Below are 13,888 nucleotides of genomic sequence, written 5' to 3' on the forward strand. Positions count from 1 at the left end.
TCAAGGCGGATCCGGAAGGGCTGCGCCGCGCGCTGGCGACGGTGTAGAAGTGGTGGCGCCCCCGCTCCGCTGCGATCTACGGGATAAACAGGGGCCAGTTACGGGATAAACAAAGGCCAGCGGCGCGATCGCACCGCTGGCCCAGTCTTGAGATCCTGACGGGATAGCTACTCCGCCGCGGTGTCTTCGGTCAGACGGGCGTTCTCGTTGACCAGCGTCCGCTGATCGCGGCCGGCGGCGACCGAGCGGAGGCGGTTCATCACCGCGCCGGTGCCGGCCGGGATCAGGCGGCCGACGATGACGTTCTCCTTCAGCCCCATCAGGCTGTCGGTCTTGCCGGCGGTGGCAGCCTCGGTGAGCACCCGGGTGGTCTCCTGGAACGAGGCGGCGCTGATGAAGCTGTTGGTCTGCAGCGAGGCCTTGGTGATGCCCTGCAGCACCGGCATGGCGTGGGCCGGACTCTCGTCCTTCATCAGCTTGTTGTTGATCGCGTCGAACTCACTGCGATCGACCTGTTCGCCGGTCAGGAAAGTGGTATCGCCCGGGTCGAGGATTTCCACCTTCTGCAGCATTTGGCGGACGATCACTTCGATATGCTTGTCGTTGATCTTCACGCCTTGCAGCCGGTAAACGTCCTGGATCTCGTTCACCAGGTAGTCCGATAGCGCCTCGACCCCCATCACTTTCAGGATGTCGTGCGGCACGCGCGGACCATCGACCAGCGGGTCGCCGCGGCGGACGAAGTCGCCCTCTTGGACCGACACGTGCTTGCCCTTCTGGATCAGGTATTCGGTCTCCTCGCCGGTTTCGTCGTTTTTAACGATGACGCGGCGCTTGGCCTTGTAGTCCTTGCCGAATTCCACCCTTCCGTCGCACTCGGCGATGACCGCGTGGTCCTTCGGACGCCGGGCCTCGAACAGTTCGGCCACGCGCGGCAGACCGCCGGTGATGTCGCGCGTCTTGCTGCCCTCGCGCGGGATACGGGCGATCACGTCGCCGGCCTGCACGACGGCACCGTTGTCGACCGAGAGGATCGAGTCAGGGGCCAGGAAGTAACGCGCGTCGGTGCCGTTTTCCAGTCGGATGACCTCGCCCTTGTCGTCCTTCAACTGCAGGCGGGGGCGCAGATCGATGCTCTTGGAGCCCTGCTTGTAGTCGACGACGACCCTGGAGGTGAGGCCGGTGACCTCATCCATCCGCTCCACCAATGTGATGCTGTCGATCAGGTCGATGTATTCGACCTTGCCGGCGCGTTCGGTGATGATCGGCAGGGTGAACGGGTCCCATTCGGCGAGCTTCTGGCCGCGGATCACCGGCTGGTTTTCCTCGGCCAGCAGGCGGGCGCCGTAGGGTACGCGGAAGCGGGCACGCTCGCGCTGCTTGTCGTCGACGAGGACGATCTCGCAGTTGCGCGACATCACCACCATGGCGCCGGTGCTGTTGGGGATGACGTTGCGGTTGCGCACGGTGACGCTGCCCTCGTGACTGGCCTCGACACTGGAGGTTTCCGCCCCGCGCTGGGCGGCACCGCCGATGTGGAAGGTGCGCATGGTGAGCTGGGTGCCGGGTTCGCCGATCGATTGAGCCGCGATGACGCCGACCGCCTCACCGATGTTGACCGGCGTGCCGCGTGCCAGGTCGCGGCCATAGCAGTGACCGCAGACGCCGATATGGGACTCGCAGGTCAGCACGGAGCGGATCTTCACCGCCTCGACGCCGGCCGTTTCGATCATTTCGGCTTCGGGTTCCTCGATCAGGGTATTGTTGGGCAGCAGGATCTTGCCCGAGATCGGGTCGAGCACGTCCTCGGCGGTGGTGCGGCCGAGGGTTCGTTCCGACAGCGACGACACCACCTCGCCGCCATCCATCACCGCGCGGACGGTGAGGCCGCGTTCGGTGCCGCAGTCCTCCTCGACGATGATGCAGTCCTGCGCCACGTCGACCAGGCGGCGGGTCAGGTAGCCGGAGTTCGCCGTCTTCAGCGCGGTGTCGGCGAGACCCTTGCGAGCGCCGTGGGTGGAGTTGAAGTATTCGAGAACCGAGAGGCCTTCCTTGAAGTTGGCGATGATCGGCTGCTCGATGATCTCACCCGACGGCTTGGCCATCAGCCCACGCATGCCGGCCAACTGGCGCATCTGCGCCGGCGACCCACGCGCGCCGGAGTGCGACATCATCCACACCGAATTGGTGGGAACGCCTTTCTCCTGCTTGCTGATCTCCTTCATCATCGCGGTGGCGACTTCGTCGGTGCAACGCGACCAGGCATCGACCACCTTGTTGTAGCGCTCGCCGGCGGTGATCAGGCCGTCCTGGTATTGTTGCTCGAACTCCTTCACTTCCGCCTGGGTGGTGGTGATCAGCGCGCCCTTGGTTGCGGGGATGATCAGGTCGTCCTTGCCGAACGAGATGCCGGCCTTCGCCGCCTGGGCGAAGCCGAGACCCATCAGACGGTCGGCGAAAATCACGCATTCCTTCTGACCGCAATGGCGATAGACCATGTCGATCACGTCGGAGACGGTCTTCTTGGTCAACTGGCGGTTGATCAGGTCGAACGGCACGTCGGGATGCTTGGGCAGGATCTGTGCGATCATCATGCGGCCGGGCGTGGTGACGACCACCGGACGGATCGGGTTGCCGCCGGCATCGACGGTTTCGAAGCGGGCGCGGATCTTGTCGTGCAGCGTGACCCGCTTGGCGAACAGGGCGTGCTCGATCTCGCCGATCTTGCCGAACGCCGGCGCGTCGTTGTCCTTGGTTTCCTTGAACAGCTGAGTTTCCAGCGACAGGTAGTAGATGCCCAGCACGATGTCCTGGCTGGGCACGATGATCGGCTTGCCGTTGGCGGGGCTGAGGATGTTGTTGGTGGACATCATCAGCACGCGGCCTTCGAGCTGCGCTTCCAGCGACAGCGGCACGTGCACCGCCATCTGGTCGCCGTCGAAGTCGGCGTTGAAGGCAGTGCAGACCAGCGGGTGGAGCTGGATCGCTTTTCCTTCAATCAGCACCGGCTCGAAGGCCTGGATGCCGAGGCGGTGCAGGGTCGGCGCGCGGTTCAGCATCACCGGATGTTCGCGAATCACCTCTTCCAGGATGTCCCAGACTTCGGGGCGTTCCTTTTCCACCATGCGCTTGGCGGCCTTGATGGTGGTGGCGTGGCCGTATTTTTCCAGCTTGGAGTAGATGAACGGCTTGAACAGCTCGAGCGCCATCTTCTTCGGCAGGCCGCACTGGTGCAGCTTGAGTTCGGGGCCGACGACGATCACCGAACGGCCGGAGTAGTCGACCCGCTTGCCCAGCAGGTTCTGGCGGAAGCGGCCCTGCTTGCCTTTCAGCATGTCGGACAGCGACTTCAACGGGCGCTTGTTGGCACCGGTGATGGCGCGGCCACGACGGCCGTTGTCGAACAGCGCATCGACGGATTCCTGCAGCATGCGCTTTTCGTTGCGCACGATGATGTCGGGGGCGCGGAGCTCGATCAGCCGCTTCAGGCGGTTGTTGCGGTTGATCACGCGGCGATACAGGTCGTTCAGGTCCGATGTTGCGAACCGGCCGCCGTCGAGCGGCACCAACGGGCGCAGTTCGGGCGGGATGACCGGGACGACGTCGAGAATCATCCAATCGGGGCGGCATCCGGATTCCCCGAACGCCTCGATCAGCTTGAGGCGCTTGACCAGCTTCTTGCGCTTGGCCTCCGACGAGGTTTCCTTCAGATCGGCGCGCAGCTTGACCTTCTCGGCATCGGTGTCGATGCGGTTTAGCACCTTCTTGATGGCTTCGGCGCCGATGCCGACCTCGAACTGGTCGTCGCCGAATTCGTCCTGTTTGGAGAGCAACTGATCTTCGGTCAGCAGTTGCAGCATCTTCAGATCGGTGGTGCCGGGTTCCAGCACGACGTAGCTTTCGAAGTAGAGGATCTTTTCCAGCTCTTTGAGGGTCAGATCGACCATCAAGCCGATCCGGCTGGGCAGCGACTTCAGGAACCAGATGTGGGCGACCGGGGAAGCCAGTTCGATGTGGCCCATGCGCTCGCGGCGCACTTTCGCCAGGGTGACCTCGACGCCGCACTTTTCGCAGATGATGCCGCGGAACTTCATCCGCTTGTACTTGCCGCAGAGGCACTCGTAGTCCTTGATCGGACCAAAGATACGGGCGCAGAACAGGCCATCGCGCTCCGGCTTGAAGGTGCGGTAGTTGATGGTTTCCGGCTTCTTGATTTCGCCGTACGACCAGGAACGGATCTGTTCGGGGCTGGCGATCTGGATCTTGATCTGGTCGAAGGTCATAGCCTGGCCGGTCTGGCCGAGGATTTTCATCAGCTCATTCATGCGACTGATACCTCAAAGTGCGAGTGCGTCTTGTCTTGCGGTCGTACGGGTCTCAAAATTAGGATCCAGGCGCGAATACGTCTTATCGAGCGGTGGTGCGGTCCGAAGGAAGAGATGCAACACGGAGGTTTTGGACAACCACGGAGGTCACGGAGACGAGTTTGCCGTTTTCGTCTCCGTGCATCTCCGTGGCCTTTGCGTTCTGCGTGGTAAATTGCGTTCTCCGTGGTAAATCCCTGACGGATCAACCGCTTGGGTGTCTGCCGGGAGGTCATCAAGCGGCGCGGTTATCCAGATCGACGTTCAGGCCGAGAGACTTCAGTTCCTTCACCAGAACGTTGAAGCTTTCGGGGATGCCGGCCTCGAAATTGTCCTGTTCGCGGACGATGGCCTCGTAGACTTTTGTCCGTCCAGACACGTCGTCCGACTTCACCGTCAGCATCTCCTGCAATGTGTAGGCGGCACCGTAGGCTTCCAGCGCCCAGACCTCCATTTCGCCGAAGCGCTGGCCGCCGAACTGCGCCTTGCCGCCCAGCGGTTGCTGGGTCACCAGCGAGTAGGGTCCGATCGAGCGGGCATGGATCTTGTCGTCGACCAGGTGGTGCAGCTTCAGCATGTAGATGAATCCCACCGTTACCTTACGTTCGAAGTTTTCGCCGGTGCGGCCGTCGGTCAGCAGCACCTGACCCGAGGTTTGCAGACCGGCGCGGGTCAACATGCCCTCGATATCGCCCATCCGAGCGCCGTCGAATACCGGGGTGGCGATCGGAATGCCTTTCTTCAGGTTTTCGCACATCTCGATCAGCTGAGCGGTGTCCAGGGTGGCGATCTGCTGGCCGTAGACCGCGTCGCCATAGATTTCCTTCAGCATTTCCAGCAGGGCGTCGCGTTGGGCGCCGGTGCGGCGGTATTCCTCGACCAGGTCGCCGATTTGCTTGCCGAGGTTGGCGCAGGCCCAGCCCAGATGGGTCTCCAGGATCTGGCCGACATTCATGCGCGACGGCACGCCGAGCGGGTTGAGCACCAGATCGACCGAGGTTCCGTCTTCCAGGAACGGCATGTCCTCGACCGGGACGACGCGTGAGACGACGCCCTTGTTGCCGTGCCGGCCCGCCATCTTGTCGCCGGGCTGCAGCTTGCGCTTCACCGCGATGAAGACTTTCACCATCTTCATCACGCCGGGCGGCAATTCGTCGCCGCGCTGGAGCTTTTCCACCTTGCTGTCGAAGCGTGCCTGAAGTCGGCCGACGGCGGCATCGTATTCGCGCTTCAGGGTTTCGATGTCGGCCATCACCGCATCGTCCTGCACGCCGATATGGCGCCAGGCGCCGCGCGGGTGTTCCGCCAGCACGGCCTCGTCGATCTCGGTGCCGGACTTGATGCCCTTGAAGCCGCCGGAGGCCTTGCGGCCGAGCAGTTTCTCACGCAGCCGATTCAGGAAGGAGCGTTCCTGGATCGCCTTTTCGTCGTCACGGTCCTTGGCCAGGCGCTCGATTTCGGCGCGTTCGATCGCCATCGCGCGTTCGTCCTTGTCGACGCCGCGGCGGCTGAAAACGCGGACATCGACGATCGTGCCTGTGACGCCGGGCGGCAGCTTCAAGGAGGTGTCGCGCACGTCGGAGGCTTTTTCGCCGAAGATGGCGCGGAGCAGCTTTTCCTCCGGCGTCATCGGGCTTTCGCCCTTCGGCGTGACCTTGCCGACCAGGATGTCGCCGGGGTTGACCTCGGCGCCGATGTAGACGATGCCGGCTTCGTCGAGGTTCTTCAGCGCTTCTTCGCCAACGTTCGGGATGTCGCGAGTGATTTCCTCCTGGCCCAGCTTGGTGTCGCGCGCCATCACCTCGAATTCCTCGATGTGGATCGAGGTGAACACGTCGTCGCGGGCGATGCGTTCGCTGATCAGGATACTGTCTTCGAAGTTGTAGCCGTTCCACGGCATGAAGGCGACCAGCACGTTGCGGCCCAGCGCCAGTTCACCGAGCTCGGTGGAGGGGCCGTCGGCGATGATGTCGCCTTCGTAGACGCGATCGCCGACCTTCACCAACGGGCGCTGGTTGATGCAGGTGGACTGGTTGGAGCGCATGAACTTGCGCAGGCGGTAGATGTCGACGCCCTTCGTCGTCGCATCCTCGTTGGTGGCGCGCACCACGATGCGCGCGCCGTCGATCTGATCGACGATGCCGGGCCGGCGGGCGACGATGGTGGCACCCGAGTCGCGGGCGACGGCGGCTTCCATGCCGGTGCCGACCAGCGGCGCGTCGGCGCGGATCAACGGCACCGCCTGGCGCTGCATGTTGGAGCCCATCAGCGCACGGTTGGCGTCGTCGTTCTCAAGGAACGGGATCAGCGCCGCGGCGACGGAGACCAACTGCTTCGGCGAGACGTCGATCGCGGTGACGTCTTCGGGCTTCACCAGGCGGAAATCGCCTTGCTTGCGCACCGACACCAGGTCCTGGGTGAACTTGCCCCCGGTATCCATCGGTGCGTCGGCCTGGGCGACGACGAGGCGTTCTTCCTCCATCGCCGACAGGTAGCGTGGACCGGGCTGCACGGTGCCGTCCTTGACCAGCATGTACGGCGTCTCGATGAAGCCGTACTTGTTGACCTTGGCGTAGGTCGCCAGTGAGTTGATCAGACCGATATTGGGGCCTTCCGGGGTCTCGATCGGGCAGATGCGGCCGTAATGGGTGGGGTGTACGTCGCGCACCTCGAAACCGGCGCGCTCGCGGGTCAGACCGCCCGGGCCGAGCGCGGAGAGGCGGCGCTTGTGGGTCACCTCGGACAGCGGGTTGGTCTGGTCCATGAACTGGCTGAGCTGGGAGGAGCCGAAGAATTCCCGCACCGCGGCCGCGGCCGGCTTGGCGTTGATCAGATCGTGCGGCATGACGGTGTCGATATCGACCGAACCCATGCGCTCGCGGATCGCGCGCTCCATGCGCAGCAGGCCGATGCGGTACTGGTTCTCCATCAGCTCACCAACTGAGCGGACGCGGCGGTTGCCGAGGTTGTCGATGTCGTCGATCTGGCCGCGGCCGTCCTTCAGGTCGCACAGCGTCTTGACGGTCTTGAGCAGATCGTCCTTGCGCAGCACGCGCTGGGTGTCGGGGGCGTCCTCGATGGACAGGCGCATGTTCATCTTGACCCGGCCGACGGCGGACAGGTCGTAGCGGTCGCCGTCGAAGAACAGGCCGCGGAACAGCCCTTCGGCGGTTTCCGGCGTGGGCGGCTCGCCAGGGCGCATGACGCGGTAGATGTCGATCAGCGCGTCGTCCCGGTTGGTGTTCTTGTCGACAGCCAGAGTGTTGCGGATCCACGGGCCGTTGGACTGATCGACCGCGAGGGTCGGCAGCGAGGTGATTCCCGCTTCCTCCAGCGCGGCGAGGCGGGCTTCGGCGAGTTCCTCGCCGGCCTCGGCGAAAATCTCGCCGGTTTCCTGGTTGACCAGGTCTTCCGCCATGTAGCGGCCGAGCAGATCGGCGCGCCCGACCAGCACTTCCTTGGTCTTTTCGGCGATGCGGCGGGCCTGGCGGGCGGTCAGCTTGGCGTCGGCTTCGGCGACGACCTCACCGGTGGCAGCATCGACCAGCGGTTCCAGCAGCTTGAGGCCGCGGAAAGCGTCGGGGTCGAACGGGCGGGCCCAGCCTTTCGGCGTGTGGTCGAACACCACCTTGCCGTAGAACTGGGAGAGGATTTCCTCCTGGTCCATGCCGCGGATCTCGGTCGGATCCAGCGGCTCGGCCTTGGCGTCCCGCGCGGCGCGCAACTGTTCGGTCGCGGCGGACTCCAGCGCGTATAGCAGCGTCGTGACCGGAAGCTTCCGCTTGCGGTCGATGCGGACGTAGACCAGGTCCTTGCTGTCGAATTCGAAATCGAGCCAGGAGCCGCGGTAGGGGATGACGCGGGCGGCGAACAGGTATTTGCCGGACGAGTGGGTCTTGCCCTTGTCGTGGTCGAAGAACACGCCGGGCGAGCGGTGCATCTGGGAGACGATGACCCGTTCGGTGCCATTGATGATGAAGGTGCCGTTGTCGGTCATCAGCGGCATGTCGCCCATATAGACGGGCTGTTCCTTGATATCGCGGATCGAGCGGGCGCCGGTGTCCTCATCGACGTCCCAGACGATGAGGCGCAGGATCACTTTTAACGGGGCGGCGAAGGTCATGCCGCGCTGAATGCACTCCTCGACGTCGTATTTTGGCTCCTCGAGCTCGTAATAGACGAATTCGAGCCGGCCGCGGCCGGCGAAGTCGTCGATCGGGAACACAGATTTGAAGACCTCTTGCAGCCCGGATTGTGTACGGCTGTCCGGGCGGACGTTCATCTGCAGGAACGCCTCGTAGCTGGCGCGCTGCACATCTATCAGGTTCGGCATCGGAGCCACCTCGGGGATCCGACCGAAGCTCTTGCGGATGCGCTTACGTCCAGTGAAGGACCGTGTGATCGCGTTCATCGATGACCCACCTTACCGTTTAGTCCGATCTTTTTTAGCCTGAGCTTCCTGCCCGCCGGTCTTCGGACCTGGGGCATGGGAAGTATCCCACGCCGCAACAGGAATGCGGGCGGAAATCGGCTGATCTCCACCCGCCTTTGGTTCGAAGGCCCGGACGTCTCGGCGGAGACGCCAGGCCGAGGCCAGTATCGCGTTACGAGGCGTTATTTCACCTCCACGCTCGCACCGGCATCTTCCAACATTTTCTTGATCTTCGCCACCTCATCCTTGCCGACGGACTCCTTGACCGGCTTCGGCGCAGCCTCCACCAGATCCTTGGCTTCCTTCAATCCCAGGCCGGTTATGGTGCGGACTTCCTTGATGACATTGATCTTCTTGTCTCCGGCCTTGGCCAGGATAACGGTAAATTCGGTCTGTTCCTCGGCCGGGGCGGCGGCGGCGGCGGCCGGCGCGGCGGCAACGGCGACCGGGGCAGCCGCGGAGACGCCCCACTTCTCTTCAAGAAGTTTGGACAGTTCGGCGGCTTCAAGAACCGTCAGTTTGGACAGTTCTTCAACCAGGTTTTTCAGATCAGCCATAATTTATGTTCCTATTATCTAGACTTCGGTTGGTTCCATGCAAGCCGGATGATTCTTCCGGCGGTCAGGTATGCGTCCTGGGCTGCCCCGCCCGGATTGAATTGGGGCGTCAGGCAGCCTCCGCCTTGACCTCACCGGTCACCTCAGCGCTCTGGGCGAAGGCCCCGAAGACCCTGGCGAGCTGTCCGGCCGGAGCCTGCAGGATGGCGGCGATGCGGGTGGCCGGGGTGGCGATCATGCCGACCAGCCTCGCTCGCAGTTCATCCAGGCTTGGCAGTTCGGCGAGCGCCTTGATCGCATCTGCGTTCAGCATCTGCGATCCTAGCGCGCCGCCGACGAGCACGAACTTCTCGTTGGTCTTGGCGAACTCGACGGCGGTCTTTGCCACTGCCACCGGGTCGGTCGCCCACGCGAGCGCGATCGGTCCCTTCAGCATGGCTCTGATACCGTCGAACGGGGTCCCATCCAGAGCGCGTGTGGTGAGCCGGTTCTTCGCGACTTTATAAGTTGCCCCCGCGGCCCCCATCTTGCGCCTGAGATCGGTCACTTCGGCGACCGTGAGACCCGCGTTGCGGGTGACGACGATCATCGAAGTGGCGACCAGTGCCTGATTGAGCCCAGTGACGAATTCGCGCTTCTCCGTACGGTCCACGTTTCGTCTCCGTTCGACCTGCTGTTCCGCGGGTGGCGGACAGCGGATCAGGTTGCCCAAAGGGCGTCCGACAGTGTCGAACGCCCTGGTTCGCCTGTCCTGGAACCACCAAAGACCACGGGGATCTCCCGCGAACCCTGGCATCCCCATCTCCCGCGCGCGGACCCGAGGGTCCATTAAATCTGGCCCGGCGAACCGGGACTACGAGACGTGCGGTCTTGGACAGGATCGGGAAGGTGGATCCTCGGATTGAACCGAGGACGCCCCCCCTGCCCGCCCGGTCTTCCAAGATGTCCCCGGAAAGCCGGACGTATTCAAACGGTCAGCGAGGCCAAATCGACCCGCACGCCGGGTCCCATGGTCGAGCTGACCGATACTTTCTGCAGATAGGTGCCCTTGGCGCCGGTCGGCTTGGCCTTGACGATGGCGTCGGCCAGCGCCTTGGCGTTCTCCAGCAGTTTGTCGGCGTCGAACGACACCTTGCCGATGCCGGCGTGAATGATGCCGGCCTTTTCGGCGCGGAACTCGACCTGGCCGCCTTTTGCCGCGGTGACCGCGCCCTTGACGTCCATGGTGACGGTGCCGAGACGCGGGTTCGGCATCAGTCCGCGAGGGCCGAGGATTTTGCCCAGGCGGCCGACGATGCCCATCATGTCGGGTGTGGCGATGCAGCGGTCGAAGTTGATTTCGCCGGCCTGCACCTTCTCCATCAGATCATCGGCGCCGACCACGTCGGCCCCGGCGGCGAGTGCTTCCTCGGCCTTGGGGCCGCGAGCGAAGACGCCGACGCGCACGGTCTTGCCAGTGCCGTTGGGCAGGTTGGTCAGGCCGCGGACCATTTGGTCGGCGTGGCGGGGGTCGATGCCGAGGTTCATCGACATTTCCACCGTTTCGTCGAACTTGGCCTTGGAAATCGACTTCACCAAGGCGATCGCATCGGCCAGCGGATAGGCTTTGCTGCTGTCCACGGCCTTGGTGGCGGCGGCTAGGCGTTTATTCTTGGCCATCGGTCAACCCTCCACCACGGTCAGGCCCATCGAGCGGGCTGAGCCGGTCAGCATGCGAACCGCGCCATCGATATCGTTGGCGTTCATGTCCTTCATCTTGGTGGCGGCGATCTCGCGCAGTTGGGTGGTGGTCACCCGGCCGGCGGAGACGCCTTTGCCCACGGTCGGGCTGCCCTTGGTGATGCCGGCGGCCTTCTTCAGGAAGTAGGTGTTGGGCGGGGTCTTGGTGATGAAGGTGAAGCTGCGGTCGGCGTAGGCGGTGATGACCACGGGAATCGGCATCCCGGGCTCCATCTGCTGGGTAAAGGCGTTGAACTCCTTCACGAAGGCCATGATGTTCAGACCGCGTTGGCCGAGCGCCGGTCCCACCGGCGGAGACGGATTGGCCTTGCCGGCCGGAATCTGCAATTTGATGTAGCCAACGATTTTTTTCGCCATGGAATCCCTGGTCCTTATCCGAGGGACCGCGGTGCCAGCGACCAAGGGCACAAGCGGCGCCCAGCAGTCTCCCGCGTTCCAAAAGAGGAGCGCGTATAGGCGCCGGTTATCCGGCTGTCCAGGGAAACTTGCGGGGGCGGTGCCCTGAGCAGATCCGGGCTGAGCCGAGTATTCAATCACCTATGCACTTGCTGCATCGCAGGATTGACGGATCGCCGCCGGGGGGAACATGTTGCTAGATCTGAGAACACTCGTTGTGGAGTGGCTAACGATGACGCATTTGCCGATGCGGATTTTTCTAGGCTGCATCGCCGGCGCGGTTGCCGTGCTGGTTTTTCACCAGACGACCTTGCAGCTATTTTTCTGGGCCGGTCTGGCGCCGCAGGCGGCGTTTCGGTTTGCCGTCGTGCCGCCGTTCAACGCACCAATGGTGGTCAGCATCACGTTCTGGGGCGCGGTTTATGGCGGGCTGTTCGCTTTGCTGGCGCCTCGGCTGCCATGGCCGACGGCTGCCAAGGCGTTGCTTGCGGGGATATTCGCGGGGGTGATGGGCTGGTTCGTGGTGCGTCCGCTGGCGGGGCATCCGGCGGCGTTCGGCTGGCAGTCGGCGGCGATGCTTCGGTCGGCTACCGCCTGTTTCATGTGGGGTGTCGGCGTCACGCTGATACTGCCGCTGCTGCGTCCGCGCCAGTTGCGCGGCTGGCGGCTTCGGCGGCATGCCTGGAATCGCCGCCACCTTGCGACTTGACGGTTGGGCGACTTGACGGTTGGGCGACTTGACGGTTGGGCGACTTGACGGTTGGGCGACTTGACGGTTGGGCGACTTGACGGTTGGGCGACTTGACGGTTGGGCGACTTGACGGTTGGGCGACTTGACGGTTGGGCGACTTGACGGTTGGGCGACTTGACGGTTGGGCGACTTGCCGGTTGGGCGACTTGCCGGTTGGGCGACTTGCCGGTTGGGCGACCTGAAGGCTGAAGGGCGGATCCGGTTGCGTCGATGCATCCTCGGGGCCTAATCGGGAGATTGCCGGGTCTGGCGTTGTGGCGCTGGATCTTGTTCGGCTTGGCGATTGTCGTGGCGTGTCCGTCTTTCGCTCGCGAACGCACGGTGCTGGCGGCTACCCCGATCGGCCGGACCGATCTAGCTTGGTGGCGGCACCGCCATGAGGCGAAGCTGCGCGAGGTGGCACGGGATAAACCCGAGCTGATTTTCCTGGGTGATTCGATCACCCAAGACTGGGAGTTGTCGGGTCCTCCGGCGTGGCGGGATTTTGCCCCGCAATGGCGTCGGTTCTACGGGGACCGGCACGCCATCAACCTTGGCTTCAAGGGTGACACGACCGCGAGCCTGCTTTGGCGCATTGAAAATGGAGAGGTTGCCGGCATTGCCCCCAAAGCTGCGGTCGTGCTGATCGGGGCGAACAACCTGGGCCGGGTGCATTGGTCGGCCGCGGACACGGTCGCGGGCATCGGCGCGATTCTGGATCAGTTACATAAGCGCCTGCCGCGAACCAAGATCCTGTTGCTGGGCGTGCTGCCGTCCGAGCGGTCGGCGTGGATCAGCGAGACGACGGCGCGGATCAACCGGATGTTGGCGGCCAGGTATGGGGACGACCCATCGGTTTCGTATCTCGATCTGACGGCATTGTTTATGCGTAACGGTGTGCTGAACCGTGATCTTTTTCTCGATCCGCGGCTGAAGCCGCCCGACCCGCCGCTGCATCCGACCGCCGAGGGTCAGGTGCTGATGGCGAAGGCGATGGAACCGGTGCTGGCCAAGATGCTGGGGGATCAGCCGCGTTCGTAGTTTGGCTTGGGACACGATTCGCGTGCCGGGAGGTTCGGCGGGGTCGTGGTTTTGCAGGAGGCGGGCATGGCCAAGGGATACTGGGTGGCGCGGGTCGATGTGAGTGATCCGGCCGGTTATCAGGAATACGTTACGGCGAACGCGGCGGCGTTCCGACGCCATGGCGCGCGTTTCCTGGTGCGTGGCGGGCGGTTCGAGGCGCCGGAGGGGACGGCTCGGTCGCGCAACGTGGTGCTGGAATTCAAGGATTATGAGACCGCGGTGGCGTGCTATCACTCGGCCGAATACGTGGCGGCCAAGGCGTTGCGGGACGGGCGGTCGGAAGCGGACGTGCTGATCATCGAGGGGTATGACGGGCCGCAGCCTGGATAGCAGAGGAACGACGTCGCGGCCGGCGGTCAGTTGGGGCCTGGCGGTCAGACGTCGGTTGGGCTGAGCGTCATGATCAGTTCGGCGGAAAGCTTGTGAACCTCGGACTCGCGTTCCAAGGTTTTCGGAAAGCGGGTTCGCCTGGACTGCACCAGTGCCTGCTTGGCTTTCGCCACGTGCCAATCGCGGACCGCCAACAGCGCGGCGTCCCAGCCGCGTTGGAATTCGGCGGTGGTTTCGTGCGTCGGCTTGGCCATGG

Annotated in this window: 10 protein-coding genes; 3 read left to right on the forward strand and 7 right to left on the reverse strand. The window is 63.8% G+C overall.

Annotated elements, in window-relative coordinates; all coding sequences use genetic code 11:
* Positions 1-167 precede the first annotated feature (167 nt).
* From rpoC to rplK, 6 genes are all read right to left on the reverse strand, one after another.
* The gene (gene rpoC / locus ACQY4Y_RS23935; protein ID WP_428493077.1) at positions 168-4,325 is read right to left on the reverse strand and encodes a DNA-directed RNA polymerase subunit beta'; all 4,158 of its coding nucleotides are present in this window, start codon (positions 4,323-4,325) and stop codon (positions 168-170) included.
* Positions 4,326-4,599: 274 nt separating this feature from the next.
* A complete protein-coding gene (rpoB, locus tag ACQY4Y_RS23940) occupies positions 4,600-8,775 on the reverse strand; it encodes a DNA-directed RNA polymerase subunit beta (RefSeq protein ID WP_428493078.1) in 4,176 nt (1,391 codons plus the stop codon).
* 203 nt (positions 8,776-8,978) lie between these two features.
* Positions 8,979-9,353, reverse strand: a complete 375-nt coding sequence (rplL, locus tag ACQY4Y_RS23945) for a 50S ribosomal protein L7/L12 (protein ID WP_428493079.1) — start codon at positions 9,351-9,353, stop codon at positions 8,979-8,981.
* A gap of 109 nt (positions 9,354-9,462) precedes the next feature.
* Positions 9,463-10,005 (reverse strand): 50S ribosomal protein L10, encoded by a 543-nt coding sequence (rplJ, locus tag ACQY4Y_RS23950; protein WP_428493706.1) that lies wholly within the window; start codon positions 10,003-10,005, stop codon positions 9,463-9,465.
* 314 nt (positions 10,006-10,319) lie between these two features.
* Positions 10,320-11,012, reverse strand: a complete 693-nt coding sequence (gene rplA, locus ACQY4Y_RS23955; protein WP_428493080.1) for a 50S ribosomal protein L1 — start codon at positions 11,010-11,012, stop codon at positions 10,320-10,322.
* 3 nt (positions 11,013-11,015) lie between these two features.
* Positions 11,016-11,450 carry a 50S ribosomal protein L11 gene (rplK, locus tag ACQY4Y_RS23960; protein WP_428493081.1) on the reverse strand — a complete coding sequence of 145 codons (435 nt, stop codon included), beginning with the start codon at positions 11,448-11,450 and terminating at the stop codon, positions 11,016-11,018.
* A gap of 271 nt (positions 11,451-11,721) precedes the next feature.
* Here rplK and ACQY4Y_RS23965 point away from each other — a divergent pair, with 271 nt between their 5' ends.
* The 3 genes from ACQY4Y_RS23965 (at position 11,722) to ACQY4Y_RS23975 (ending at position 13,632) form a co-directional block, all read left to right on the forward strand.
* Positions 11,722-12,198 carry a hypothetical protein gene (locus ACQY4Y_RS23965; protein ID WP_428493082.1) on the forward strand — a complete coding sequence of 159 codons (477 nt, stop codon included), beginning with the start codon at positions 11,722-11,724 and terminating at the stop codon, positions 12,196-12,198.
* A 318-nt stretch (positions 12,199-12,516) separates the two neighbouring features.
* Positions 12,517-13,260 carry a GDSL-type esterase/lipase family protein gene (locus ACQY4Y_RS23970; RefSeq protein ID WP_428493083.1) on the forward strand — a complete coding sequence of 248 codons (744 nt, stop codon included), beginning with the start codon at positions 12,517-12,519 and terminating at the stop codon, positions 13,258-13,260.
* A 66-nt stretch (positions 13,261-13,326) separates the two neighbouring features.
* Positions 13,327-13,632 carry a DUF1330 domain-containing protein gene (locus ACQY4Y_RS23975; protein WP_428493084.1) on the forward strand — a complete coding sequence of 102 codons (306 nt, stop codon included), beginning with the start codon at positions 13,327-13,329 and terminating at the stop codon, positions 13,630-13,632.
* Positions 13,633-13,676: 44 nt separating this feature from the next.
* Here the strand turns inward: ACQY4Y_RS23975 and ACQY4Y_RS23980 are convergent, their stop codons facing one another.
* Complete coding sequence (locus ACQY4Y_RS23980) at positions 13,677-13,886, reverse strand: hypothetical protein (RefSeq protein ID WP_428493085.1); 210 nt, start codon at positions 13,884-13,886, stop codon at positions 13,677-13,679.
* Positions 13,887-13,888 lie beyond the last annotated feature (2 nt).

The sequence above is a fragment of the Rhodopila sp. genome (assembly GCF_965277165.1).
Taxonomy (GTDB): domain Bacteria; phylum Pseudomonadota; class Alphaproteobacteria; order Acetobacterales; family Acetobacteraceae; genus Rhodopila.